The organism is Elusimicrobiota bacterium, assembly GCA_026388155.1.
GTDB lineage: Bacteria > Elusimicrobiota > Elusimicrobia > Elusimicrobiales > UBA9959 > UBA9634.
In genome coordinates, this window is sequence record JAPLKI010000013.1 from 81322 (window position 1) to 106760 (window position 25439).

Annotated in this window: 22 protein-coding genes; 19 read left to right on the forward strand and 3 right to left on the reverse strand. The window is 52.3% G+C overall.

Going from position 1 to position 25439, the window contains the following annotated elements; translation table 11 throughout:
* Positions 1-20: 20 nt before the first annotated feature.
* Positions 21-1253 carry a GAF domain-containing protein gene (locus NTX59_05010; GenBank protein MCX5785026.1) on the reverse strand — a complete coding sequence of 411 codons (1233 nt, stop codon included), beginning with the start codon at positions 1251-1253 and terminating at the stop codon, positions 21-23.
* Positions 1254-1631: 378 nt separating this feature from the next.
* On the opposite strand from NTX59_05010, the gene NTX59_05015 reads away from it, so the two are divergent.
* The 8 genes from NTX59_05015 to NTX59_05050 all read left to right on the forward strand — a co-directional run bounded on the left by NTX59_05015 (position 1632) and on the right by NTX59_05050 (position 8376).
* The gene (locus NTX59_05015) at positions 1632-1985 is read left to right on the forward strand and encodes a response regulator (protein ID MCX5785027.1); all 354 of its coding nucleotides are present in this window, start codon (positions 1632-1634) and stop codon (positions 1983-1985) included.
* A 13-nt stretch (positions 1986-1998) separates the two neighbouring features.
* Positions 1999-2586: a hypothetical protein gene (locus NTX59_05020; GenBank protein ID MCX5785028.1), complete on the forward strand. Its 588-nt coding sequence runs from the start codon at positions 1999-2001 to the stop codon at positions 2584-2586.
* 150 nt (positions 2587-2736) lie between these two features.
* Complete coding sequence (dapB, locus tag NTX59_05025) at positions 2737-3459, forward strand: 4-hydroxy-tetrahydrodipicolinate reductase (GenBank protein ID MCX5785029.1); 723 nt, start codon at positions 2737-2739, stop codon at positions 3457-3459.
* Positions 3456-4622, forward strand: a complete 1167-nt coding sequence (locus NTX59_05030; GenBank protein ID MCX5785030.1) for an aminotransferase class I/II-fold pyridoxal phosphate-dependent enzyme — start codon at positions 3456-3458, stop codon at positions 4620-4622. Before dapB ends, NTX59_05030 begins: the two co-directional genes overlap by 4 nt.
* 174 nt (positions 4623-4796) lie before the next feature.
* Positions 4797-5717: an alpha/beta fold hydrolase gene (locus tag NTX59_05035; GenBank protein MCX5785031.1), complete on the forward strand. Its 921-nt coding sequence runs from the start codon at positions 4797-4799 to the stop codon at positions 5715-5717.
* Between the two features lie 121 nt (positions 5718-5838).
* On the forward strand, positions 5839-7095 hold the full coding sequence (locus tag NTX59_05040; protein MCX5785032.1) for a hypothetical protein: 1257 nt from the start codon (positions 5839-5841) through the stop codon (positions 7093-7095).
* 155 nt (positions 7096-7250) lie between these two features.
* A complete protein-coding gene (locus tag NTX59_05045) occupies positions 7251-7496 on the forward strand; it encodes a hypothetical protein (protein MCX5785033.1) in 246 nt (81 codons plus the stop codon).
* Positions 7497-7632: 136 nt separating this feature from the next.
* Positions 7633-8376 (forward strand): hypothetical protein, encoded by a 744-nt coding sequence (locus tag NTX59_05050; GenBank protein MCX5785034.1) that lies wholly within the window; start codon positions 7633-7635, stop codon positions 8374-8376.
* A gap of 62 nt (positions 8377-8438) precedes the next feature.
* Here the strand turns inward: NTX59_05050 and NTX59_05055 are convergent, their stop codons facing one another.
* A complete protein-coding gene (locus NTX59_05055; protein MCX5785035.1) occupies positions 8439-9314 on the reverse strand; it encodes a cysteine rich repeat-containing protein in 876 nt (291 codons plus the stop codon).
* A 153-nt stretch (positions 9315-9467) separates the two neighbouring features.
* On the opposite strand from NTX59_05055, the gene coaD reads away from it, so the two are divergent.
* Positions 9468-9956, forward strand: coding sequence for a pantetheine-phosphate adenylyltransferase (gene coaD / locus NTX59_05060; GenBank protein ID MCX5785036.1), 489 nt, complete (start codon positions 9468-9470; stop codon positions 9954-9956).
* A 74-nt stretch (positions 9957-10030) separates the two neighbouring features.
* Here coaD and NTX59_05065 read toward each other — a convergent pair whose 3' ends face one another.
* Positions 10031-11455, reverse strand: coding sequence for a clostripain-related cysteine peptidase (locus tag NTX59_05065; protein ID MCX5785037.1), 1425 nt, complete (start codon positions 11453-11455; stop codon positions 10031-10033).
* Positions 11456-11693: 238 nt separating this feature from the next.
* Between NTX59_05065 and NTX59_05070 the strand changes: the two genes are divergently transcribed.
* From NTX59_05070 to NTX59_05115, 10 genes are all read left to right on the forward strand, one after another.
* Positions 11694-13640 (forward strand): Zn-dependent oligopeptidase, encoded by a 1947-nt coding sequence (locus NTX59_05070; GenBank protein ID MCX5785038.1) that lies wholly within the window; start codon positions 11694-11696, stop codon positions 13638-13640.
* Between the two features lie 121 nt (positions 13641-13761).
* Entirely contained in the window at positions 13762-14775 is a 1014-nt protein-coding gene (locus NTX59_05075; GenBank protein MCX5785039.1) for a lysylphosphatidylglycerol synthase transmembrane domain-containing protein, read from the forward strand.
* Positions 14776-14878: 103 nt separating this feature from the next.
* A complete protein-coding gene (locus NTX59_05080) occupies positions 14879-16039 on the forward strand; it encodes a glycosyltransferase family 4 protein (GenBank protein ID MCX5785040.1) in 1161 nt (386 codons plus the stop codon).
* Positions 16040-16133: 94 nt separating this feature from the next.
* Entirely contained in the window at positions 16134-18044 is a 1911-nt protein-coding gene (asnB, locus tag NTX59_05085; GenBank protein ID MCX5785041.1) for an asparagine synthase (glutamine-hydrolyzing), read from the forward strand.
* Positions 18045-18143: 99 nt separating this feature from the next.
* Positions 18144-18626, forward strand: a complete 483-nt coding sequence (locus tag NTX59_05090) for a tRNA (cytidine(34)-2'-O)-methyltransferase (GenBank protein MCX5785042.1) — start codon at positions 18144-18146, stop codon at positions 18624-18626.
* A 148-nt stretch (positions 18627-18774) separates the two neighbouring features.
* A complete protein-coding gene (locus NTX59_05095; protein ID MCX5785043.1) occupies positions 18775-19782 on the forward strand; it encodes an SDR family oxidoreductase in 1008 nt (335 codons plus the stop codon).
* A 20-nt stretch (positions 19783-19802) separates the two neighbouring features.
* Complete coding sequence (locus NTX59_05100; protein MCX5785044.1) at positions 19803-21326, forward strand: PfkB family carbohydrate kinase; 1524 nt, start codon at positions 19803-19805, stop codon at positions 21324-21326.
* A gap of 12 nt (positions 21327-21338) precedes the next feature.
* Positions 21339-22439 carry a radical SAM protein gene (locus NTX59_05105; protein ID MCX5785045.1) on the forward strand — a complete coding sequence of 367 codons (1101 nt, stop codon included), beginning with the start codon at positions 21339-21341 and terminating at the stop codon, positions 22437-22439.
* Positions 22440-22516: 77 nt separating this feature from the next.
* Positions 22517-23629 (forward strand): radical SAM protein, encoded by a 1113-nt coding sequence (locus tag NTX59_05110; GenBank protein ID MCX5785046.1) that lies wholly within the window; start codon positions 22517-22519, stop codon positions 23627-23629.
* A gap of 14 nt (positions 23630-23643) precedes the next feature.
* The gene (locus tag NTX59_05115) at positions 23644-25383 is read left to right on the forward strand and encodes a thiamine pyrophosphate-binding protein (GenBank protein MCX5785047.1); all 1740 of its coding nucleotides are present in this window, start codon (positions 23644-23646) and stop codon (positions 25381-25383) included.
* Positions 25384-25439: the final 56 nt, after the last annotated feature.

The following is a 25439-nucleotide window of genomic DNA, read 5'->3' on the forward strand; positions in this document are numbered from 1 at the left end:
TATTCGCTATTTGCTTTTCTCTATTCGCTATCCTTAGTCTGCCATTGGCCGTTTTCAAGGAGCAGAAAGGCCTGTACCACCTGCGGGTCAAACTGGCGGCCCGCGCCCTTTGTGAGCTCTCTTTCGGCCTGTTCGCGTGAAAGGGCCTTGCGGTAGGGGCGGTCGCTCATCATGGCGTCCCAGGCGTCTATGGTGGCAACTATCCTCGCGCCCAGCGGTATTTCTTCGCCTTTCAGGCCCTCCGGGTAGCCCATGCCGTTGTACCACTCCTGGTGATACAGCACCATCTGGGCCACCGGCCCCAGAAAATGTATGGGGGAGAGTATCTGGTAGCCGATGGCGGGGTGCTTCTTTATCTCGTTATATTCCTCGGTCGTCAGATGCCCGGGCTTCGCAAGAATTGAGCCGTCTATGCCTATTTTACCTATGTCGTGCAGGAGAGCCGCATATTCCACATAACGGATCATCTGCTCCGGCATATTAAGCGTTTCGGCGAGCTTTCTGGCTTTCTGGCGGGCGCGGCCCGCGTGGTCGCCTGTGTAGGCGTCTTTAGCGTCTATCACCCGGGCCAGTGTCTGTACCATCTCCAGATAAAAATTCTCAATACTCTCGTAAAGCTTTATATTTTCAAGCGTCACCGCCGACTCCCCGGCAAGCAATGTGAGGAATTTCAGGTCGTAATCCGTGAACGACTCTTTTTCGCGGGAAAGGTGCAGGTTCAGCACGCCGAAGGGCTTGTCTTTAACTTTCAGCGGTATGGCTATAAAGGGTTCTTTTTGTTCTTCTTTGCCTAGAAAATTCTTGTACTGCGTGTTTTGCTCGGGGTCGGTGACAAAAATGGTTTCTCCCGTCTGGAAGGCGCGGCCCGCTATGCCTTCCCCGGGTTTTATGCTGGTGGTTTCGATCACTTCGCGGGAGATGTTTTTTGAGGCCACTATTTTAAGGTCTCCCGCGGCCTGGTCAAAAACCATCAGCGAGCCGCGGGGTGAGTGTATGAGGTCGCCGGCGCATTCAAGCACGGTCTGGTAAAATTCCTCTTTTTTTATGTTGCCGGCGTTTACCGTGCCGATTTCGTGTATAGTGAGGAGGCTTGTAAGCAATTCATCAAATTTAGACCAGGTGGTTTTCAGCGCGGCGCCGCTGTCGCCGCTTTCTTTTGCCGGGGTTTCCAGACGCGCGGCGTAGAGTTTCTTAAGAAGCAGCGCTATGGCGGCAAGCAAAATCGCTATCACAGCCGACAGAATATAGGTCATTTTTCAAGGATAGCAAAAACACTCCAAGAAGGGCAACCCCATGCCGGCTGATTCCGCCGGCCTGCAGGCAATATCAGCGCCTGCCGGCGGCCGCCTGTTCAGAATCCCGCATGAAGATTCCTTTTCCGCTTCTATTTTTTTGTATTATAGTTCTTCCTGAACAATTTGCCGGTGCGAAAAATACAGGTGCGGGATTTAGGCTGGGTTTACCGGGCCAAAAGGCCGTCCTTGTCGTTGGCTCCTTTTCCCGGCGGTTTGGCGGAGGCGGGCTGCGTTAGATTTCAGGCTAAAGAAATGCCCTTATAGTTCCCACAGGGAAACTGTGATCGAACTGGAGTGAGTAAGGAATAGGCGTTAATCGATAATCAAGGGGGTTTTATGAAAGTGCTTATAGTAGATGACAACGGCATGACAAGGGGCATGATAAAAGATCTTTTGAAAGAAATAGGCCATGAAGTGCTGGGCGAGGCTGAAGACGGCTGCAGCGCGATCAAGGCTTTCGCGGACCTGCGGCCGGATGTGGTGTTGCTGGATCTCCTCATGCCGAAAAAATCAGGCATGGAGGTTTTGGAAAATATCAGGAAAATAGACCCCGCGGTCAAAGTAATCATCGTAACAGCCGTTGGGCAGGACATTATAAATAAAAAGCTTTTGGATAAGGGCGCGAACGCGATACTTCGTAAGCCATTCTCATACGAGGAGTTAAAGGATGTCCTCAAGCAGATAGTATAACGCAGGAAAACTTATGAATGCCAAGGAGAACGGGATACTGGAGCGGTTAGCGGTTTCAAGCCTTGAAAAGTGTCTGGCTAAACTTTCAAAGGTTTATGCCGGGGCTTGGCAAATAACCGATACCAGGGTCTCCAAGGGGACGCTTGACGAGGCCGTCAGACAGCACGATTTTAAAAATCCGGCCGCCGCCGCTGTTTATTGTAATGTCCAAGGCGAGTTTCCGTTCACCTCAATGATGTTCTTTGACCCGAACGATATGGAATACATATCCAAATGCTTCATGGGGTGTTCGTTCCCTGCCGCCCGGGGCCTCCTCCAGTTCAAAGAGGAGATGCTCCTGGAACTAGGCAATATACTGCTCAATTCGCTGTTCAATTCCGTGCTGAACGCGTTAAAAAGAAGTGTTATGCCTTCGGTGCCCAAATACATAGCGGGAGACTTCCATCACATTGTTGAGGTATTGGGGACCGGCATAGACGCAACGCAAAATTTCCGGATAATAACGGCCACACTGACCATTAAACGCGACAAGCGCTCCATTAAGAGCGAAATGTTCGCCATGATCCCCGATGAACTGGCGATAGAAATGGCCCGAATGTAAATATCGGTCCCTCACCGGCTTACGCCTTTTCCCGTATAACCCGAAAAATTCACTTCTAACTGAATCTGTCCGCTTAAAGAAATGTCCTTAATGGTTTTTACGGATTTATCCCGTTTGTCAGAAAGGCGTTATAATGAATATAATTGAACAATGATTAAAAGTCCTCTAAAAGTCGTGGTGCTTGGCGCCGACGGCCGCATGGGCGCGGAGGTGCGCGCCCAGCTCGCGCTTTCAAAAACTTTTTCCTTTTTTGCAGGGGTGGACGCTAAAACGGGGCCCGGCGTAAAACCGCCTTCGGAATTTCCGGCTTTAATAAAGCGCGCGGACCTGGCGATGGATTTTTCCGCTCCGGCGGCTTCGCTTGAATTCGCGCGGGCCTGCGCAAGCGCGCGAAAACCGGTGGTAATAGGCGTGACCGGCTTCAGCGCCGCGCAGGCGGCCGAAATAAAGGTCCTTTCCAAAGCCACAGCCGTTTTTCTCTCTCCGAACATGAGTCCCGCTGTAAACCTTACCTTCGCTGTCGCGGCTTTGATGGCCAAAAAACTTCCGGATTTTGACCGCTGCATCATTGAAACCCACCACGCGGCAAAAAAAGACGCCCCGAGCGGCACCGCGCTTAAATACTCGGAGCGTATGGAAAAGGCCTGCGGTTCCAAAACACCGATTTCAAGCGTTCGCGCTGGCGACATAGTGGGCGAGCATACCGTGCTGTACGCGGGCCCGCACGAGCGGGTGGAGCTTACTCACAGGGCACATTCCCGCGCGGTGTTCGCGGCGGGGGCCCTTCGCGCCGCGCTTTGGCTTTACGGAAAAAAGCCCGGTTTGTATGATTTTTTAGACCTGCTGGAATTAAAGGAGCTTGAGCAACTATGAAAGGCCCGTCTTTAAGCGCCAATATGGACGCTTTCCCGCCGTATCTTTTCAGGGAACTGGACAGGAAAAAACAGGAGGAGCTGAAAAAAGGAAGGGATGTCATTTCGCTCGCGGTGGGCGACCCCGACCTGCCCACTCCCGGGCCTATAGCGGATTTCGCCGCGCTTGAAGTTAAAAAATCCTCCAATCACAGGTACCCTTACGGTGCCGGCTCGGCGCGCCTGCGCAAGGCTATAGTGGCCTGGCATTACAAAAGACACGGCCTTAAGCTTGACCCTGAAACGGAGATAACAGTTTTAATCGGTTCAAAGGAGGGGCTCGCGCACCTGCCTTTCGCCCTTCTTGACAGGGGCGATACTGCCCTGATACCGGACCCCGCTTACCCGGCCTACAAAACAGGGGTTTTGCTTTCAGGCGCGCGCGTAGAGCGCCTGCCGCTGAAAGAGGAGAACAGTTTCCTTCCGGATTTTGGATCGGTAAGCCGCACCGTCATGCGCCGCGCCAAAATGCTTTTCCTTAATTATCCGAATAATCCCACGGGAGCAACGGCCGCCGCGTCCTTTTATAAGGAAGCCGTGGCGTTCGCCAAAAAAAACGATCTCTGGGTGGCGCATGACGCGGCATACAGCGAAATTTACTTTAACAAACCCTCGCCAAGTATACTCTCGGTCACGGGCTCGCGGGATGTGGCCGTGGAATTTTATTCTCTTTCAAAAACCTACTGCATGACCGGCTGGCGCCTCGGATGGCTTATAGGCAATGCGCGGGCCGTGCAGGCGCTCGGCAAGCTGAAAGAACACATAGACTCGGGGCAATTTAACGCCATACAGGAAACCGCAGTCTTCTGCCTTGAGCACCACGCGGGCCTGGTAAAACCCATAAGAGAAACTTTTAAAAGGCGCACCGAATTTTTCGCGGGCGAACTTAAAAAAGCCGGCTGGCGCCTTATTGAACCGGAAGCGGCCTTCTTTGTGTGGGCGCGGCCGCCGGTCTTGCGGGGCTCGCTGGCCGCTGTTTATGAAATTCTGGAAAAAACCGCGGTGCTTGCCACTCCCGGGAGCGGTTTCGGCGATTCCGGGGAGGGTTTCGTGCGGTTCTCGCTCTGCGCCCCGGACGCCCGCATTAAAGAGGCGGCGCGGCGCATTTCAGGAATAAAATGGTGATAGGGACAGCGAATAGCAAGAGAGCGAATAGCGAATAGCAAGAAAGCGAATGGCGAATAGGGAGTAGCGAATAACGAAATAGTAAAGTCTTGAAACAAATAAGAACCTCAACCACTATTCGCTATTTGCTATTCGCTTTTCGCTGATAATATTGCTGTACCTTCTTTAAAAACTATGACTAAAATAGAAATTATCAACTGGCTGATATTCGCCCTGGCGCTTCTTTCGGCGGCGGCGGTGTTGGCTGCTTATTTTAAGAGTAATTCCATATTACGGCCGGTCAGGCGGCGCACTCCGGAGATTTTCTCACCCGACCAGTTCGGGCTGTCTTTCGAGACCATTGATTTTTCCACCGTTGACGGCCTGACGCTGAAAGGCTGGTTTATCCCGGCTGTCGGCGGCGAAACTGAGAAAACCGTTATCCTCTGCCATGGCTGGGGCTCAAACCGCGGCGAGCTGATGCGTGACACGCATTTCCTTGCCGAAAAAGGGTTCAACCTGTTTTATTTTGATTTCAGGGCTTCCGGCGAAAGCAAAGGCGTGCTCTCAAGCGTGGGATACCTCGAAACCAGGGATTTTGACGCCGCCTACGCGTTCCTTAAAACCAACCGGCCCATGGCTTCCGGGGAAACCGGGGTTTTCGGCACTTCCATGGGAGGGTCGGTCGCCATTTACGCGGCCGCAAAGTACCCCGAAATAAACTGCCTCCTGGCTGAAAACACTTTCCTTTCTTATAACGGGGTAATAGCCAACTGGAGCTGGATGCGCATGAAAGTGCCCTATTGGCCGATACTCGCCATGACGCTTTTTTTTGTACGCGTAAAGCTTGGCGTTGACCCGGAGCCGTACAGCCCCATTCACAACATAGGCCGGGTCAAGCTGCCGGTGCTGTTTATAAACGGCGACCATGACGACCTGGTGCCGCTGGCCGACGCGGAAAAACTTTACGGCTTGTGTCCGTCCGAAACAAAGCGGATGTGGGTGATAGCCGGGGCCTCGCACGGCAGGTGCGCCGAAGTCGGCGGAGAAATTTACAAGGGCAAGGTCAGTTCGTTCTTTGAGGAAAATCTGGCTGCCGCCGCGCCCAAAATGTGATTTTTTGGCTTGGAAAGTAACAAAAGTAACATTGACATACTCGTTTGGACATTGTAGGATATATGCCATAAGTTGCCCGGCAGTAGCTTTTTCAGCGGCAACTGACTATTAAGGAGGCAAAATGAAAAAGTTACTAGGAGCAATTGCTTTATTGGGAGGCCTTTCTTTAACGGCCAGCCCGATATTCGCATGGGATTACGTTTATACAGGCCCGGTGGCGGGCTCATATACCGGAGGTGGCGGGTACCACGGCACATTTACGGGGACAACCCATGTAAATATTGACGCCTATCTGCCGTGGAATTCCGGCGGCTCGGCTAAAGCCATGGGCATGGGCGGCGCTTTTACGGCCGTCGCTGATGATCTGGGCGGAGCGGTGGAATACAACCCGGCCGGCCTGACCCAGTTGGGCCATCTTAATGTAGGGGCCTTGGCTATTGCCAACCGCGCTACTACCCTTAATGCCGCGGGTGCCAAAACCAGCAAGTGGACTTTTACCCCCACTTATGCCGGAGCATCCCTGAAGCTCGGACCTCTTGCGGTCGCTATCAGCAAAAAACAGCCCCAGGAAAACCCCGGCTCTTACATTAAGTATTCACGGATGCAGTGGGGTGGCATATACGCTCCGGACGGCTTCCCGATGGCTTACGATCAAGTAAGCAATAAAATGGACACTACCGGGCTTAATACTTATGCTCTGACCGCGGCTATGAAGCTGGGCAGGTTATCCGTGGGCGCCAATTACAACAGCATCAAGGGCGACATTACGCGTGTATTCAGCGGCGGGAACAGTTTCTATACTCCTTATGGCTGCTGCGACCGTTTCATTAACACAGAGAAAGTGAACTTTGACGGCTACACAGTGGATGCCGGCGCATTGCTGGATATGGGAGTACTGCGCCTTGGCGCCGTCGCCAAAAACTTCAAGGGCAGCGTGGATATAAAGCGCAATCAGATCTGGCAGGACACCTTTGTGCCCCCGGGCTCTACTTGGAATTGGATTTCACCGATCCGCAAAGAAACCATGACCAAGTTCGCGCCAACCTACGCCGCGGGCGCCGCGCTGATTCTCGGAAAACTCGTGACGGTTGACCTGGATTATGTCACCTCTAACCTGCAGGATTCCAAGAAGGCTTTGGGCCGGCTTGGCGCCCAGGTTGCGGTTATTCCCGGCTTCCTGTTCGCGCGCGGCGGCGTGAAATCCGACTTCAAGAACCTCGTTCAGGGGGTGAACCAGAAGACCAATGAATACTTCCTTGGAGCGGGGCTCAAGCTTGCGGTTCTGACCGTTGACGCTTCCGCTTCGCTGGTTCAGGCGAAGGCCGGCAACGCCGGCGGCGATATGGCGGGCTCCGTAAGCGCCATGCTGAAGTTCTAGCCTAAATCAGTCTCGCGGGCCTTTATGGCCCGGAATGCCACGGCGCGGAATAATTTCCCGCCGTGGCATGTTTTTTATATCGCATATTTTTGTTGCATTTCCCGACGAGATAATGTAAACTTTCCCTATAGTAACTATTTCAGGAGGGACACACTATGGGTGAAAAAGTACAGAAAGTCGGAGTAAAAAGAGAGGAAGGCTTCCTCTATTTCATAGACAAAGCCGGTGACGTGTCACGCGCCAAAATGGCCCGCGGCGGCAAAAAGGGCGGCAAGCCCCAGAAAGTGACCAAGGTCGGCATTAAAAAAGAAGACGGCTTCCTTTATTATGTTGACAAGGGCGGCGATGTTGCCCGCGCCAAAATGGTCAATGCCGGCAAAAAAGCCAAAAAGAGAAAATAATAAATTTCTCTTTTATTGACAGACCGCCTCCCAAGTTTTGGGGGGCGGTTTTTGTTTATTACGCTTGGAAATAAAGTGATATAATTTTTGAAAGGCTGAGGGCTTAAGCCTTATGCCTAAATTCAGGAGTTCCACAATGAAATATATATTTTTAATTTTAGCGCTTGCGGTTCCATTTAATGCGGCCGCTTTTAACTTTGATTCTTTTTCCAAAGAAAATCTGGAATTCTCGAGCCGCGTCAAAGAAAATCCTGTTGTGGTACTGCAACGAATTCCGCTGCTGGAAATTTTGGCCGGTCGCGCGGCCTCCTTCAAGGCCCTGGACATCGAGGGAAACACTTTTCTTGCCGCCGTGTCCTTTGACGATAACTGGGAGGTTTATTTCGAGGTTTCGCTTAAAGGCTCGGCCGCCATGCCTTCGGCCTGGAATGAAACCATGCTTAAAGACGGCGTAACATTCAAATACGCCGGCGGCGAGCTTAAGATAAAAGAGGAGAACGGGACCATTATTTTGACCGGACCCGGCGGCGGTTCGGCGCAGACCTCAAGTAGTGAGCTGTTCGATCTGCTTTACGCCAATTCAACGCAGGTTACGTTCGGCGATGCGGTTACTTATGCGGTTGCGCGCAATATGGCGCCGCTTTCCATGAACGATGGCATACTTACCCTGCGCCAGGGTTCCGACGGGCTTTATTACTATTCCCTCACGCCGGACGCGCAGATAACCGGACAGCCCCGCTGGGTGCTTGCCATAAATGGAGTGCTTTACGGCCTGAGGCTGGATGGGCCGGAACTGGCTTTCGTTTCAAAGGCGATAGAAGACGGCAAAAGCGTGCCGCTCATTAAAGCCGTGGAAAAAGTATTTCATCCGGGGAAATAAAAAACACATCAAATGAAAGCGGCGTCCGTTGTAAGCGGACGCCGCTTTTTTTACTGGCGAAGTTATTTTGGTTCCGCAAGTTTGGGTTCTTCTTTCTTTTCCTCTCTTTTCTCCTGCCTTTTCCCCTTCATTTCAGCCTGTTTCTCTTTGCAGGCCTGGGAAAGGTCCGCTTCGTGCTCTTTAAGGCATTTAGCCTTTTCGCCGCGGCCGCCCTTCACATCTTTGCAGAATTTCTCCATGTCGGCCATGCAGGGATAACGCTTTAACGCCTCTTCTTTTCCTTTGGCCATCTTCTCTTTGCATTCAGCCGACAATTCTGCCTCATGCTCTTTCAAACAGTTCAAGAACTTGCCGTCGCCCGGCTTCATGCCCTGGCAAAATTTCTGCGCGTCCGCCATGCAGGGGTGGTCTTTCCGGGATTCCGTGCGTTTTTCCGCCAGTTTGTCTTTACAGGCCTGGGAAAGGTCCGCTTCGTGCTCTTTAAGGCATCTGGCCTTTTCGCCGCGTTCGCCTTTCACATCCTTGCAGAGCTTTTCCATATCGGCCATGCAGGGATTCTTCTTCATCATCTCTTCCTTGCCCTTTGCGAGTGCGTCCTTGCAGCCCGCTGAAAGTTCGGCCTCGTGCTCCCTGATGCAATTGATTATTCTGCCTTCTCCCGGCTTCACATCCTTGCATAACTTTTCCAGGTCGGCTTTGCATGCCTCGCGCAGGCCGGAGAGCTTTTCTTTTACCTCTCCGCCCCTGGCCTTGCAGCCGGCTGAAAGCTCGGCCTCATGGGCTTTCAGACAGGCCATAAGACGCCCTCCGCCCGGTTTAATGCCCTGGCAGAATTTCTCCATGTCAGCTTTGCATGGGCCGTCTTCGGCTACAGCTTTAAGCGCGAAAGCGAAGGCAAAAGCGAAGGCCGCCGCCATTAACATAATCTTTGATTTCATATTTATCTCCTTTGGAAACGGTCCGAGTGCCGTTATTGTCTGCACTCCATACACTTATAACGCCAACTGCCGGCTTTTTATTGCCTGATAAGGGCCGAACCCTAAAGCGATTCTACAATAATTTGTATAATTGGTTTTGAAATAAAGGAACCTATGGCAAAAAAAACAGCCGTGTATCCCGGAAGCTTTGATCCTGTAACCTTCGGGCACCTGGACATCATAGACCGTGCCTCAAAAATTTTTGATCACCTGGTGGTAAGCGTTTTCGTGCACAGTACGAAAAAACCGCTTTTCACCGTGCCTGAACGGGTTGTAATGCTTAAAAAGGCGCTCAAAAACAATAAAAAAGTGAGTATTGAATGTTTTGAGGGGCTGCTTGTGGATTATCTGAAAAAAAAGAAGCTGCAGGTTGTTATCAGGGGGCTGCGCGCCATTTCGGACCTGGAATACGAATTTCAGGTGGCCGCTATCAACCGCACTCTGTACAGCAAGGTGGAAACGGTTTTTTTTATGCCCAGCCAGCGTTATGCTTACCTGTCTTCCAGCGTGGTGCGGGACATCGCCCATTTCGGCGGGGACGTGTCAAAGCTGGTTCCGCAGTTCGTGGCTAAACAGATAGCCGTCCATAAGAAAACAGTTTAAAATAATATTGCGTCGGACAGTAAAAAAAGTCCGGGGTGTAAATACCCGGACTTTTTTGTTCGTGCCCTGGAAATTTATTTTCTCCACACGCCGTCGGTCCACGCAACAAACTCATCCCAATCAGAGGCCTTGGAGAGGGCGAGTTCGCCGTACTTGGTTTCAAAGACGGCGTCCAGCTGCGGGGGAACGGTTTTTATTTTCATGGTCATGTTTATGGCCACTCCGCCCACCCGGGTATAATCATAACCGTTTTCCGCGTCGCTGTTAAGCCCGATGCTGCGCATTACCAGCTTGGACTTTATGAAGGTCATCAGGTTTTCGGCCGCCTGGCGCGTTTCCTGGGTCTTTGAATTCTGGCCGAGTAGAAGGGCGAAGTCGTAGAGGTCCACATAAGGCGCTATCGTTTTCTTTTTGTCGTTCTTGGGGTCCAGGCTTGAGAACCTTACGGCCTTGTCTATGGCGGTTTTTACGGCCTCGGTCTCGTTGTTCCGCATGGCCGCTCCGGCCAGCGCGTTGAGGTAGGGGGGCAGGTCGTTCAGGGCCTGGGGACGCACAGTGGAAATGGTGCCCGTGATGGAACTGAGCGGTATGTTAACGGGGCCGATGAGGCTGGCTCCGTTGGCGTAAAAATCCTTTTCCCAATTAATGAAGAAGTCGCTGATCTGTTCGTTTGTGGCGGCGGTGTTGGCGTTTATGAAATTGAGAAGTTTCTGATAATCAAACCCGTAGGCCAGCATGGTCTCTTCCGAAGCCACTATCAGACCGACATTGTCTTTGACCTCGTAATCAATTTCCGCCATCTGCATCAGGCAGGCGTTCATGGCGAACACGTCCACATAGCCGGTCTGGCGCAGGATCTCCCCAAGCTGGCGGGTGCGCACATAGTTCTTGGTCTCATCGTCAAACAGGATGCCCCTGGAAGCGCCCTTGCCTGCCGGGTGGTCTTTCATTACAGGGTCTATCCAGCCAAGGCCGTGGTTCCAGAGGATGAACATATAGTGTCTGGCGGGGAAAGTGGTCTTGGCCCATTTAGCGAATTCTATGACGCGTTTATAGTCGCCCATGTCGGCGGCTGGATACTGGTTGTAAATGGTTTCGCCGGAGGAAAAGAGCCCGCTTTTACCCACCAGCATGCGCTTTGAGCCTTTGCCGGTGGTGCCGTATTCCACCACCACATTGACCTTATCCGTGGTGCCCACCTTTTTCATCTCGTTCAAGTCTTTCTCGGCCCATTTGCCGGAGAGGCCTAAAAGCTGGCTCTGGCTCAGGTCGTTCTTTGAGTTCATGAACACCATTACGGTCCATTCTTTCAGTGCCTCGGGTTTGCCGTCTGGTTTGCCCGGCTTGATGAAATCAAAAATGCCTTTACCGGTTTCCATGGCGCGGATATCGCCCGCGCTTATACCATTGAGCTCAAAGTTGTCCTGCGCCTTCAGAGCAGACGCTCCCAGGAAAAGAGAGGAGAGTGCCACAGATAGCAGTTTAAAGGTCTTGTTCATTTCAACCTCCGGGTAGATTTGCGGCTCAGATATATAGTGTAAGGGTAAAAGAGCTGCTCAAATAGGGCGGAAGACCCTGAAACCAGGGTTTTAAGGCCTGTTTAAAAGTAGGTCTTTGGTCCCGGAAGAAGCTGCGAGTAGCCACGGGTAGCAGGGGGTATGGAAGCGGCAAATAAGGCTTTCAGTCGCTCTCCATGGCTTTTGATATAATATGAATAAACAGCTCTACGGAGGTTCTATGTCAAAAGCGCCGGAATTTTTATACACTCCCGAACAGGTCAAAACCCTTTCTGAAACCGCAATTAAACAACTTGAAGAGAAACTTAAGGCTCTGGTGAATATTCCCGGTCCGCAGCGCAACTTTAAAAATACAATTTTGGCTTTTGAGCGCGCAACCGATGAATTTGGTTCGGCCGTGCAAACTCCCATAATGCTGGCCTATGTCTCCGATAACGCCGAACTTCGCAAAGAGGCGCAGGAGCTTGAGCTCAAGATAAGCCGGTATTCCGTGGACCTTTTGACGCGCGAGGATGTTTTTAGCGCGCTTAACGAATACGCCGCCGCCGGAGAGAAACTTGAACCGGTGGAGGCCCGCCTTCTTGAGAAAACGCTGCTGGATTTCAGGCGCAACGGCCTGGGCCTTGAGCCCCGCAGGAAAAACAGGGTTAAGAAAATGATGAAGGAACTGATAGGCCTGGAACTTCAGTTCTCCAGTAACTTGCGCGAAGTGACCGATACGCTTGAAGTGAGCGAGGAAGAGTTTAAGGGTATGCCGCAGGACTATGCCGCGCGCCTGAAAAGGACCGAGGCGGGAAAATATCTGATAACCATGAATTATCCAGACTATGTGCCTTTCATGGACTGCGCGGAAAACGGCGAAACCCGCAGGAGGCTGGAGTTCCTGTTCAATAACCGCTGCTCGGACAAGAATATAAAGCTGATGGAAGACGCTATATTCCTGCGGAGAAAGATAGGAAAATTGCTGGGGTACGCCTCTTTCGCCGACTATATGCTGGACGACCGCATGGCGAAGAACAGCGCGGCCGTAATGGATTTTTTGGAGCGGACATGGGCAAAACTTAAAAGGAAAGGCCGCAAAGAACTGCGCGCCCGGGTGAAGCTTAAGGGCGGCCAGGAAAAGACGCTGCATTCCTGGGAATGGCGCTATTACAATAATCTCCTTAAAAAAACCAAATATTCCATCGATCACGAGAAAATAAAGGAGTATTTCCCGCTGGAAACCGTCATAAACGGAATGTTCGATGTGTTCGGGGAGGTCTTCGGCGCGCGGTTCGCTCCGGCCGCCCTGCCGGCCTGGCACAAAGACGTGCGCGCCTACGAGGTCAAAAACTCCGACGGCTCCACGGCCGCTTATTTTTATTTTGACCTGTTCCCGCGCGAGGGCAAGTATAAACACGCGGCCTGTTTCGGCGTGCGGCACGGCCACGAACTGGAAGACGGTTCCTACGAGCTGCCGGCGGCGGCTATAGTGTCCAATTTTCCGTCCCCGGCCGGAGATACCCCCGCGCTGTTGAAGTTTGACGATGTGGTCACCCTGTTCCACGAATTCGGGCATGTGACGCACAATATTTTCACCAGGGCCAAATACGGCAAATTCTCAGGCACCAGCGTGTCGCGGGATTTTGTCGAGGTGCCTTCAAAAATGCTTGAAAACTGGGCCTACTGCCCCGCCGTGCTTGGCAGGATTTCGGGGCATTACAGACATCCGGAGGAGAAACTGCCCGAGGCGCTGATAAAAAAACTTATAGCCGCCAAAAACATGGATTCCGGGCTTGTTTACCTGCGCCAGCTGTTTTTCAGCATCCTTGACATGCGGTATCACACCGCCAAGGGGAAAGTTGACACCACCAAGCTATACGATAAGCTGATGAAGAAAATTTCCCTTATCCCGATGAGCCCCGAGACCCATCCGCAGGCGAGTTTCGGCCACCTTATGGGCGGTTATGAGGCCGGCTATTACGGTTACCTGTGGGCCGAAGTCATAGCGGCGGACCTGTTCTCCGTTTTTGAGGAAAAGGGCGTTATGAACCCTGAGCTTGGAGCCATGTACCGGGAGCTCATACTGGCCCCCGGACGCAGTTACGACGAAGCCGGCCAGGTAGAAAAATTCCTCGGCCGCCCGTCCGCTGAAGAGGCTTTCCTTAAAAGCATAGACGCGGTGTAAAGCGGCTGTTGCAGCCGCGCTATAAGCCGTATGCTTTAGGCTATAAGCTTTTAGGGAATTCCTTATAGCCTATGGCGTATTGCTTAAAGCATATGGCAAAAAAAACGCAGTTTTTTTTATCATGAAAACGAAAATTTCAATTATCGCCGGTTTTCTGGTGGGCGCCGTGCTGCTGTTCTTTGCTTTTAGAAGCGTGGATTTCGCAAGCCTGCCTGCTATTTACTCAAGGGTCAACGTCCTGTTTTTAATTCCGTTCGTTTTCACCATTTTTCTTGAACTGGTTCTTCGCGCGGCGCGCTGGCGCCTGCTGCTCAATCCCTCAAAGCCGGTGCGCCTGTGGGACGCTTTCCGGCTTGAAACGTCGGGGCTGGCGCTCAGTAATATCCTGCCTTTACGGCTGGGAGAAATAGCCAGGGGAACCTTCGGCGCGAAAATATTCGATATCCCGGTGCTGACGGTTTTCGCCACCATTTTGGTGGAACGGGCGCTGGACATTATTGTGCTGTTTATCATGTTCGCGGCAGCGGCCCGCTTCGGCGGCATTACCGGGGGATTAATGAATTACGGGAAATGGCTGTGGGTCATGCTTGCGGGGCTGCTGGCCGCCATGTCGGCGCTGGTGTTCGCCGATGAGTTGGTGGCGCACAGGTGGTTCTACGGATTTTTCGGCCGTTTCCCCTGGATCCGGCGACTATTTGAACGCGTGGCTATGGGTGTCAAGGGATTCCATTCTTTCAGGAGCGGCGCGCTTATTTTAGTTTTAGCCTTTCTGCAATGGTTCCTGGACGCCCTCAACTGTTACTGGATGGGCCGGGCTTTCGGTCTTGGAGGCGTCCTGGATATATTCAAGAGCATTGCATTGTTGTTCACGGGCGCGGCGGCGGCGTCCATGCCCGGCATGCCCGGCTATTTCGGCAATTTTGAGTTTACCATGGTCAAAGTAATGTTAACCTGGGGCATACAGAAGGATGTCGGTTTCGCCTACGCGTCTTGCGTGCATATGCTGGGCTACATCATTGTCACCCTGCTGGGCGTGTTTTTTGTTTACCAGATGGGCCACTCGCTCGGCAAGGTTTGGGGCGAATTCTCAGGTAAGGAAGCGAACCAGATTCAAGATTCAAGATTTAAGATTTAAGATTCAAGGAAACTGAAGATTTAGGATTTAAAATTCAATATTCTTTTTTCGTCTTTCAATCTTAAATCTTGAATCTGGAATTTTAAATCAAAAGACTGTTCATATGGAAAACAAGATTAATTCCGTGCTGATGATAAGCCAGACCTTTTATCCGGTGCTTGGCGGAGCAGAGAAACAGGCCTTTGAGCTTTCAAAGGCGCTGGTGGAAAAAGGTGTTAATGTTACCGTCATTACGCGCCGGACGGGAGCTTTGGCCGCGCGGGAAATCATTGACGGAGTAAAAATAAAGCGGTTCAAAACATTCGGTTCCGGCGCTTTGGACTCTTGCGTTTTCATGACGAGAGTGTTTTTTTACATGCTCTTGAATCGCGCCGCTTACGGCGCGGCGCATGTGCACCTGGCGTCTTCACCGGCCGTGGCCGCCGTGCTCGCGGGCCGCCTTACCGGCAAAAAGACCGTGGTCAAACTTGGCGGAGGCAGGGGGGTGGACGAAATAACGCTGTCCCGGAAAACTTTTTTGGGGCGGCTGAAGCTCAGGTTCTTTTCACTGGCCAGACCGGAATTGCTTGTGATGAACGGCGGGGTTTACGAATGGCTTAAAAACAGCCGGGAGTTCCGCGGCTTAAAACTGCGGCAATTCCGCAACGGAGTCGATACCGGTAAATACACGCCGCCCCTGTATCACGAAAAAATAAGCGCCAAAGCCGCCGTGGGCTTTGAGAACGATGTCATGTTTTTGTTTGTCGGGCGGCTTTCGCCGGAAAAACGTGTGAAGGAATTTATTGAAGTCTGGGCTGAATTGTTCGCGGAGGAACTGGCAAGACCCAAAATACGCCTTGTGATAGTCGGCAGCGGGCCGGAGGAAGAAAACCTGAAGACGGCGATCTCAAAGCTTGAGGTGGGGCAAAGCGTTACGCTCACCGGCCCAAAAGACGACCTGCTGCCCTATTACAGGGCGGCGGATGTTTTTGTTCTGCCGTCCATTTCAGAGGGCTTGTCAAATTCCATGCTCGAGGCCATGTCCTGCGGCGCGGCCATAATGGCAAGCCGGGTCGGCGGGGCCATAGACGCGGTGGTTGACGGGGAAAGCGGCTGTCTTTTTGATCCGCTCAACCGCCAGGAAATAAAGCAATGCCTGCGCCGCCATATCGCCGACCGCAGCCTGTCGGTAAAAATGGGCGGGCGGGCAAGGCTTACGGCCGTGGAAAAATATTCCATGGCAAGAGTAGCCGATGAGCTGATAGAAATATACGGAGGAGGTTGAGAGTCGATAGTGGATAGTGTAGGGTAATAAAGCAGAGCCTTCAAAAATATTTACTGGTTTCTATCCACTCTACACTCTCAACTCTACACTAACTATGTGCGGAATTTGCGGAAAATATAATTACGGTACGCTTGAGCCGGTGTCAAAAGAAGAGCTCAAAAAAATGAACGACCTTCTGGTCCACAGGGGGCCGGATGACGAGGGCTATTACGCCTCCGGGGGGATGGGGCTCGCAATGCGGAGGCTCTCCATAATAGACCTGTCCACCGGCCATCAGCCCATCTCGAACGAGGACGGCTCCGCCTGGATAGTGTTTAACGGGGAGATCTATAATTTTCAGGAGCTGAGGAGCGAACTGCTTGCCAGGGGCCACAAATTTAGTACAAAATCGGACACCGAAACCATAGTCCATCTCTACGAAGAAAAAGGGCTGGAGTTCCCCAAATACCTGCGGGGAATGTTCGCCATAGCCATCTGGGACACTAAAAGAAAGCGGCTGGTTTTAGCGCGCGACCGGGTGGGCAAGAAGCCGCTGTTTTATTCGCTCACTCCTTCGTTCCTGGCGTTTGCCTCGGAAGTGCGCGCGCTGCTGGCCGTTAAAGAATTACCCAGGGAGATAAATCCCGCGGCCATAGACGCGTATCTTACCCTGCAGTATATTCCAAGCCCGCTCAGCGTGTTTAAAGGCATACACAAACTTGAGCCGGCCTCCGTACTTGTTTTTGAAAACGGCCGCGCGCGGACGGAAAAATACTGGGACCTGCCGCTTGAAGGGAAAAAACTCTCCTCCGTGCCCCTTGGCGAGCTTAAAGAGAGGCTTTATTCGGAGCTGGCCGAGGCGGTTAAAATAAGGCTTATTTCAGAGGTTCCTCTGGGCGCTTTTTTGTCGGGCGGGATAGATTCCTCCGTTGTCACCGCCCTCATGGCCAGGTATTCGCCCTCCCCGGTAAAGACTTTCGCCATAGGGTTTAAAGAGGAAAAATTTTCGGAGCTCGGCTACGCGCGCCAGGTGGCGCAAATGTACGGCACCAGGCACACCGAATTTGTGGTGGAAGCTAAAATGGCGGATCTGCTTGAAAAAATCGTCTGGCACTACGGCGAGCCTTACGCCGACTCCAGCGCCCTGCCTTCCTATTTAGTCTCACGCGAAACCAGGAAAGAAGTTACGGTGGCCTTGAACGGCGACGGCGGCGACGAGGCCTTCGGCGGCTATCTGCGCTATGTGGCTTTTAAACTTGCCTCCTATTTCAGGGCCCTGCCCGCTCCTTTAAGGAAAGCGGCGCTGGCCCTTACCGGGCCCTTCCCGGAAAAAACCGCGCCGTTCAATGTGGTATGGCGCGGCCGCAAATTCTTGCAGGCCGCCGCGCAGAGCGATATGGCGCATACCTATCTTTCCACGGTGTCAATGTTCAAGCTTGAAGAGAAAAACGCCCTGCTCTCGAACGAGTTTAAAAATCTGGCGGGCCCGGATCTGGATTACGCGGGCCGCTATATCGGCGCGCTTTACAACAAGGCCGAGGGGCATGACCTGGCCAACCGCCTGATGTACACCGACCTGCATTCTTACCTGCCGGAGTGCCTGATGACCAAAATGGACATCGCCTCCATGGCAAATTCGCTTGAGACGCGCTCGCCTTTTTTGGATCACAAGGTGCTGGAATTCGCTTTCACTCTGCCCGGGAACATGAAGCTGAGGGGCCTCGGGAAGACCAAGTGGCTGCTGAAAGAGACTTTCAGAGACATGCTGCCCCCGGCCATTTATAAGCGCGGTAAAATGGGCTTCGGCATTCCGGTGGGGCCCTGGTTCCGGGGCGAACTTAAAGATTACTGGGCCGGCGCGTGCCTTTCGCAAAAGGCCCTGGGGCGCGGCTATTTCAAAAAAGAAGAATTGTTCCGCCTGTGGGACGAGCACCAGCGCGGAGTGCGCGACCACGGCTACCGGCTGTGGACCCTGCTGATGCTTGAACTCTGGCACAAGCAGTTCGCGGACGACTTCAAAATATAGTTGTTGGTTGTTTGTTGATAGTTGTTCGTGGTAAAAGTATCCCGTTCCTAATCGACCGACAATTAACAACCAGCAACTAACGACAGCCCACGCTTTTTTATGAAAATCGTCCTTATCAACCCCGACATACCTTGGAATGCCGGCAATATCGGCCGCACCTGCGTGGCCACCGGCACGGAACTTGTTTTCGTGGGCAAGCTCGGCTTTAAAATAAATTCGAAAGAAATAAGGCGCTCCGGGCTGGATTACTGGCAGTACCTGAAGTATTCGGTGCATCCCTCTTTTGAGGATTTCATAAAAACCCTCCGCGATAACCCATCCTTGCTTTTTTTTTCCACAAAAGGGGAAAAAACTTACTGGCAGGCGCCCTACCGCGAAGATTCCTGCCTGGTTTTCGGCAGCGAGGGCGCCGGCCTGCCGCTTGAGTATTATGAAAAATACAAAAACAGCCTCTACCGGATACCCATGGTTTCAGAGCATACCCGCTCCCTTAATCTTTCCACGTCCGCCGGCGTGGCCCTGTATGAGGGGCTGCGCCGCTTGTCCCGCAAAACCGGCCCGGGTTCCGCAGTAATGCCCTGACTTCAGTAATTTTTACCTGTAAAAGCCTTTTGGCGCATCCCTCTCATTGGCGAAGTTATTTCCGCTCCCTGCAAAAAGGCAATGCTGTGTTACCTTCTACCCGCCAAATAAAATATTATTGATATAATATCGGGGGAGTTATATGAGAATACGCAGCATTGTAACCGGCGGCGCCGGGTTTATAGGCAGCCACGTAACCGACAGGCTCTTGAAAGCGGGCCATAAGGTCACTGTAATTGATAATTTTTCCACCGGCCGGCCGGACAACCTTGAACACCACAGGGGCAACCCTGATCTGGAAGTTATACAGCAGGACATAAACGACCTGCAGGCGCTCAAGGCCATTTTTGCCGGGGCGGACAGAGTTTTCCATTTGGCGGCTCTGGCCGACATAGTGCCTTCCATAGTGAACCCGGTGGAATACTACCGCTCCAACGTGAACGGGACCATGTGCGTGATGGAAGCTGCGCGACTTTGCGGTGTTAAAAAGGTGGTTTACACGGCGTCCTCTTCCTGCTACGGCATACCGGACGAGTATCCCACAAAGGAAACCGCCGGGATACGCCCCCAGTATCCCTACGCACTTACCAAGTTCCTGGGCGAACAGACCGCGCTGCACTGGGGCCAGGTGTATAAAATACCGGTGATCTCGCTCAGGCTTTTTAACGTATACGGCACGCGCTCCCGGACGTCCGGGACCTACGGGGCGGTATTCGGAGTTTTCCTTGCGCAAAAGCTTAACAATAAGCCTTTTACGGTGGTGGGGGACGGGAGCCAGACCAGGGATTTTACTTATGTCACCGATGTAGCTGACGCTTTCTTTACGGCTTCCGAGTCCCCGGTTTACAACGAGGTTTTCAATGTGGGCTCCGGCGGCACTTACAGCGTGAACGAACTTGTGAAGCTGCTGGGCGGCGAGGTTACCCATATTCCCAAGCGCCCGGGCGAGCCGGACCGCACCTTTGCCGACACCGGGAAGATCGCCGGGGCTCTGAACTGGCGCGCGAAGGTGTCATTTCAGGATGGAGTGAGGGAAATATTGAAGAACATCGATTACTGGCGGTCTGCGCCCCTGTGGACGCCCGAAAACATAGCCGAAGCGACCAGAGACTGGTTTAAATATCTGGCGCCGGGCAAGCAGCGGCAACTACGCTAAACCGGGAGCGACAAAACAAAATGTCCAACAATTTCAAGATACTGTCGGTGGCCGAACTGACCTGTAAGGCGGCTGAACTGAGGAAAAAAGGTAAAACCATGGTGCTCTGCCACGGAGTGTTCGACCTGATGCATCCCGGGCACATAAAGCACCTTGAGGCCGCCAAAAAAGAGGGCGATTTCCTTGCGGTAACTATCACCCCGGACAAATACGTCAACAAAGGCCCCGGCCGCCCGGTTTTTAACGAGGTGCTGCGCGCCGAAACGCTGGCTTCTCTCACGGTCGTGGACTATGTCGCTATCAATAAATGGAAAACCGCGGCTGAAACCATAAAGGCCATACGCCCCGGCGTGTACGTGAAAGGTTCCGACTACGCCGCGCCGGAGGATGACCTTACGGGAGGCATCCTGCACGAGAAAGACGCCATTGAGTCCGTGGGCGGCAGACTGCACTTTACCGACGAGATAACCTTCAGCTCTACCGAGCTGCTGAATAAGTTCTTCGGCGTTTTTTCCGACGAGACCAAGGAGTTCCTGGCGGGCTTCAAGAAAAAATATTCGGCCGGGGACGTGATCGAGAGCCTTAAGCGGCTTAAAAAGATGAAGGTGCTGGTTATAGGCGACACGATAATAGACGAATACCACTACTGCAAGGGAATGAGCAAGCCGCCCAAGGACAACATAATCTCCACCAAGTTCGTCAGCGAAGAGCGCTTTGCCGGCGGGGTGCTGGCCTGCGCCAACCATATAGCCGGATTCTGCGAAAAGGTCGATCTGGTTACCTGTCTGGGCAGCGTGGACTCCAAGGAAGACTACATACTGGAGCATCTCAAGCCCAACATAAAGCATAAGTTCTTTTACCGCAGCGACACCTGCACCGTGGTGAAACGCCGCTTCGTGGACCCGGTGTTCCTTACAAAGCTCTTCGAGGTTTCCTTCCTTGAGGACTACAACCTGCCGGATAAAACCATAAGCCGGATCTGCCGCCACCTGGAGGCGTCCGTCGGGAAGTACGACCTGGTGCTGGTAAGCGATTTCGGACACGGCTTCATAAGCGGCCCCATAGCAGCCGCGCTGTCAAAGGCGAAGTTCCTGGCTATTAACGCGCAGTCCAACAGCGCCAACATGGGATATAACCTGATAACCAAGTACGGCAGGGCCGATTATCTTTGCATAGACGAGCCGGAAGTGCGGCTGGCCGCCCACAACAAGTACGGTGAGATCAAGGGCATAATAAAAAAACTGGCCGAACATCTTAAGAGCGGGCGCGCCTCCATCACGCGCGGCCATATGGGCTCGGTCAATTATGACAAGCGGCGGGGCTACTCCGAATGCCCGATTTTCAGCAGCAAGATAGTGGACCGCGTGGGCGCCGGTGACGCGTACCTGTCTCTCACAGCACCGCTGGCGGCTTCGGGCTGCGAGATGGATCTGGTCGGCTTCGTGGGCAACGCCGTGGCCGCCATAAAGGTGGGCATCGTCTGCAACCGCTCCTCCATTGAGCCGGTGGAGCTTTATAAATTTATTACCACGCTGCTGAAGTGATATGGCTGTCTGATGGGCATAGCCCTTGATACGGCGCCAACACAGGTTATGGATAAATACCGCATAGACACGCACAAGCTTATTTTCCACCCGGAACGCGTAAGCGACTGGCTGAAACATAAGGACATCTACCCCATTTACTCCGAGATCTCCCCGTCCGGCGCCTGCAACCACCGCTGCACCTACTGCGCTTTGGACTTTATGGAGTACAGACCGCGCTTCCTGGATACCAAGATACTGAAAACCCGCCTGAAAGAAATGGCGGGCCTGGGTCTGAAGAGCGTGATGTTCGCCGGGGAGGGGGAACCTTTCCTGCACCCGGACATGGCCGAGATCTCCGTGCACGCCAACAAGTGCGGCATAGACACCTCTTTTACCACCAACGCGACGCTGATGAAGCCCGCCATAATCGACAGGGTGCTGCCGACCACCTCCTGGATAAAGGTGAGCATAAACGGCGGAAACCCGGTGACCTACGCGCAGATACACCGGTGCAGCCCGGCGGACTTCAGGACAGTTTTCGCCAACATGGGCTACGCGGCCGCGCTGAAAAAAAAGAAGGGCTATGCCTGCGCGCTGGGTATGCAAATGGTGCTGCTGCCCGAGAACGCCCACGAGGCCGGGGAGTTGGCCCGGAAGGCCAGGGACGCCGGCATGAATTACCTGGTAATAAAGCCCTATTCCCAGCACCCGCAGAGCATAACGGATAAGTACAGGAAGATCCGCTACGCCGATTACGAGAGGCTGGCGGCTGACCTGGAAAAAGTTAACCGCCCGGGCTTCTCCGTGATCTTCAGGCTGAACACCATGCGGAAATGGGACGAGGGTTGCCGGCCCTACAACCGCTGCCTGGCGCTGCCTTTCTGGTCATACATAGACGCAGGCGGCAATGTCTGGGGCTGCAGCATGTTCCTGGGCAACGAGAAATTCCGCTACGGCAACATAAACGAAAAGACCTTCAAACAGATATGGGAAGGCGGGAAGCGCCGAAAGTCCCTGGAGTACGTGCGCAGGATGGACGCAACGGTCTGCCGCGTGAACTGCCGCATGGACGAGATTAACCGCTACCTGTGGCAGCTGAAAAACCCCGTGGAGCATGCCAGCTTTATATGACGGCTGCCGCGTGCCGGATAGTTTTGGGTTTTCCGGCCATATGAGAAGGGTAAGCGGTATTTAAGGATATCCCCGTTATGGACGCTAAAGGGAAACTTATACTGGATGGGTCAAAGATACTATGGCATCAGGACAGGCTGGAGGCATGGAGAAACGGTAAACGGTTTGCGCCGATCACCATAGATATGGCCCTGACCAGGAGTTGTAATTATAAATGTGAATATTGTTTTAGCCAGTTGCAGGAAAATAAGCGGTATCCTATAACAATGAATGTAATGCGGAATTTTCTGGACGATTGCAGTAAAATGGGCGTGAGGGGTATCAGTCTCGTCAGTGACGGTGAGAGCACAATGAATCCGATTTGCTCCGACAGCATCATTTATGGCCGTCAAAAGGGGATATCGATGGCCATGGGGTCAAATGGGTATCTTCTGCGAAAGAATATTCTTAAAAAAATTCTCCCCGCGCTAACCTATTTGCGTTTTAATATTACAGCGGCCGAGCCAGAACGCTATGCGCAGATACATGGTGTGCCCGAGGCGTGGTATCACCAGGTGATACAGAATATCCGGGACGCGATGGAAATAAAAAAAGCGGAAAAGCTTGATGTTACAATTGGCATGCAGATGGTTCTGATGCCGGAATATGAAGATCAGATAGTGCCGCTTGCCAAACTGGGAGAACAATTGCAACCGGACTACCTGGTTATAAAACATTGTTCGGATGATGAGGCCGGTTCATTCGGGATAGATTATGGTGGTTATAAGAAAATGTATGCTAACCTTAAGGAAGCTGAAAAATTCTCAAATGAAGAATACTTAGTCCAAGTGAAATGGTCAAAGATAGAAGCGGAAGGAAAAAGAGATTATTCCCGCTGCTACGGTCCCCCTTTCCATTTGCAGATATCCGGTTCCGGCCTTGTCGCGCCCTGCGGCGGTCTGTTTAATGAAAAATACAAAAAATATCACATAGGGAATTTTGTTGAATCACGGTTTAAAGACATAGTTTTCAGTGATCGCTATTGGGAAGTTATGGCGGAATTGGCCTCGGAGAGGTTTGACGCAAAAAGTATGTGCGCGTGCCTCTGCCTCCAGCATAAAAGCAATGAGGTCCTGGATAGTTATAAAAAAGGGCTGATTGAATTGAAAAAGCCGGAGGGCGCCGTCCCGCAGCATGTGAATTTTATATAAAAGCAGGAGCCCCAGTGAAATTAACAGATTACGTCGCAGAATTTTTATCGAAAGAAGTAAAGCATGTGTTCGTAGGCAACGGCGGGGTAGTTGTGCATCTGCTCGACAGCATCGACAGGCATCCCGGGGTAAAAATAATTCCGTGCGAAAATGAGCAGGGCGCCGCAATAGCCGCCGAAGCGTATTCGCGCGTAAGCGGAAACCTGGGAGTAGCAATAGCCACAAGCGGCCCAGGCGTGATCAACCTGCTGCAGGGGATAGCCTGCGCTTATTATAATTCTATCCCGGTGCTTTTTATAGCCGGAGCACCCCCGGTGGATCATTTGAGGGGGAACCGCAGCGTCAGGCAGCTTGGTTTCCAGGAGATGGATGTGGTAAAAATAACGGAAACGTTCACTAAGTATGCGGTGCTTGTGATTGACGCAAAACGGATCCGCTATGAGCTTGAAAAACTTGTTTATATGGCGAAAGAAGGGCGGCCCGGGCCGGTTATCCTTGATCTGCCTGACGACCTGCAAAGAGTGGATATCGACCCGGACAAACTGGAATCGTTTGTTCCGGAAAAAACACTGGACAATACCGATTACTGGAAAGCGATCGGCCGGCTGCGGGAAATGATCAAGGCCGCCGAGCGTCCGTTAATTATTGTAGGCGGTGGGGTAAAAATAAGTAAAACAGAAGTCCTGATGAAGTCGCTGCTGCGCAAGTGGGGAATACCGTTTGCGGCTACCTGGGCGGCAAAGGACATATTCCTTGAAGACGATCCGGACCTTGTGGGAAATTTCGGTATATCGTCAAGCAGGTATGGCAACTTCGCGGTACAGACGGCGGATCTTATTGTTAGTTTTGGCTCACGGATGGATACCCATGAAACAGGGGGTAAACCTTCCACATTTGCCCCAAAAGCAAAAAAAATAATGATTGACATTGATGCCGGTGAGCTCGACAAAAATAACGGGGTAGACCTTGACCTTGCGGTGCATGCCGATCTTAGGATGTTTTTAAAGAAACTGGAATCAGCCGCTATAGAAACCGGGGACATCTCAAAATGGAAGGCCAGGATACAGCAATGGAGAAAACGCTATCCCGTATGCGACCCTGAATACTACAAACGGGAAGAAAGCGTAAATCCGTATGTTTTCATGACCGAGTTGTCAAAGGTGACCGGAACTGGCGATATTATTATTACGGACGCGGGCGGGACGTTAATCTGGACAATGCAGGCATATCAGATCCTGCGACCGCAATTGCTGTTCAGCGCCTTCAATCACTCTCCTATGGGTTATGCGTTGCCCGCAAGTATCGGCGCTCAATTCGCCGCGCCTGATAAACAGGTGGTATGCATTACCGGAGACGGTGGGTTGAATATGAATATTCAGGAGCTGGAAACCGTGCTTTTCAATAAGCTCCCCATAAAAATATTCGTCATTAACAACGGGGAATACGGCATCATGAAGCAAACCCAGGCCACCTGGCTGGAGTCGCGTTTTGTGGCTTCGGACAGTAGTTCGCTGGGTTTCCCCGATCTCGTTAAGATTGCGCAGGCATACGGTTATGAAACCGTTGAAATTAAAGATCACAGGAAAATGGCCGGGAAAATACGGCGTGTTTTAGCGTCGAAAAAACCGGTGTTTTGCTCTATCAAATTGAAAAACAATGAGCCGCTCCTGCCCAAGCTGGTGTTTGGAAAACCCCTGGAAGATCTGGCGCCGCTTCTGGACAGGGAAGAATTGAAACGGAATCTGAAATTTTAGAACGTCTCTGTCGGTTTTTATGTGGTGATTTTGCGGACATGGTTCAGCTGGGATAT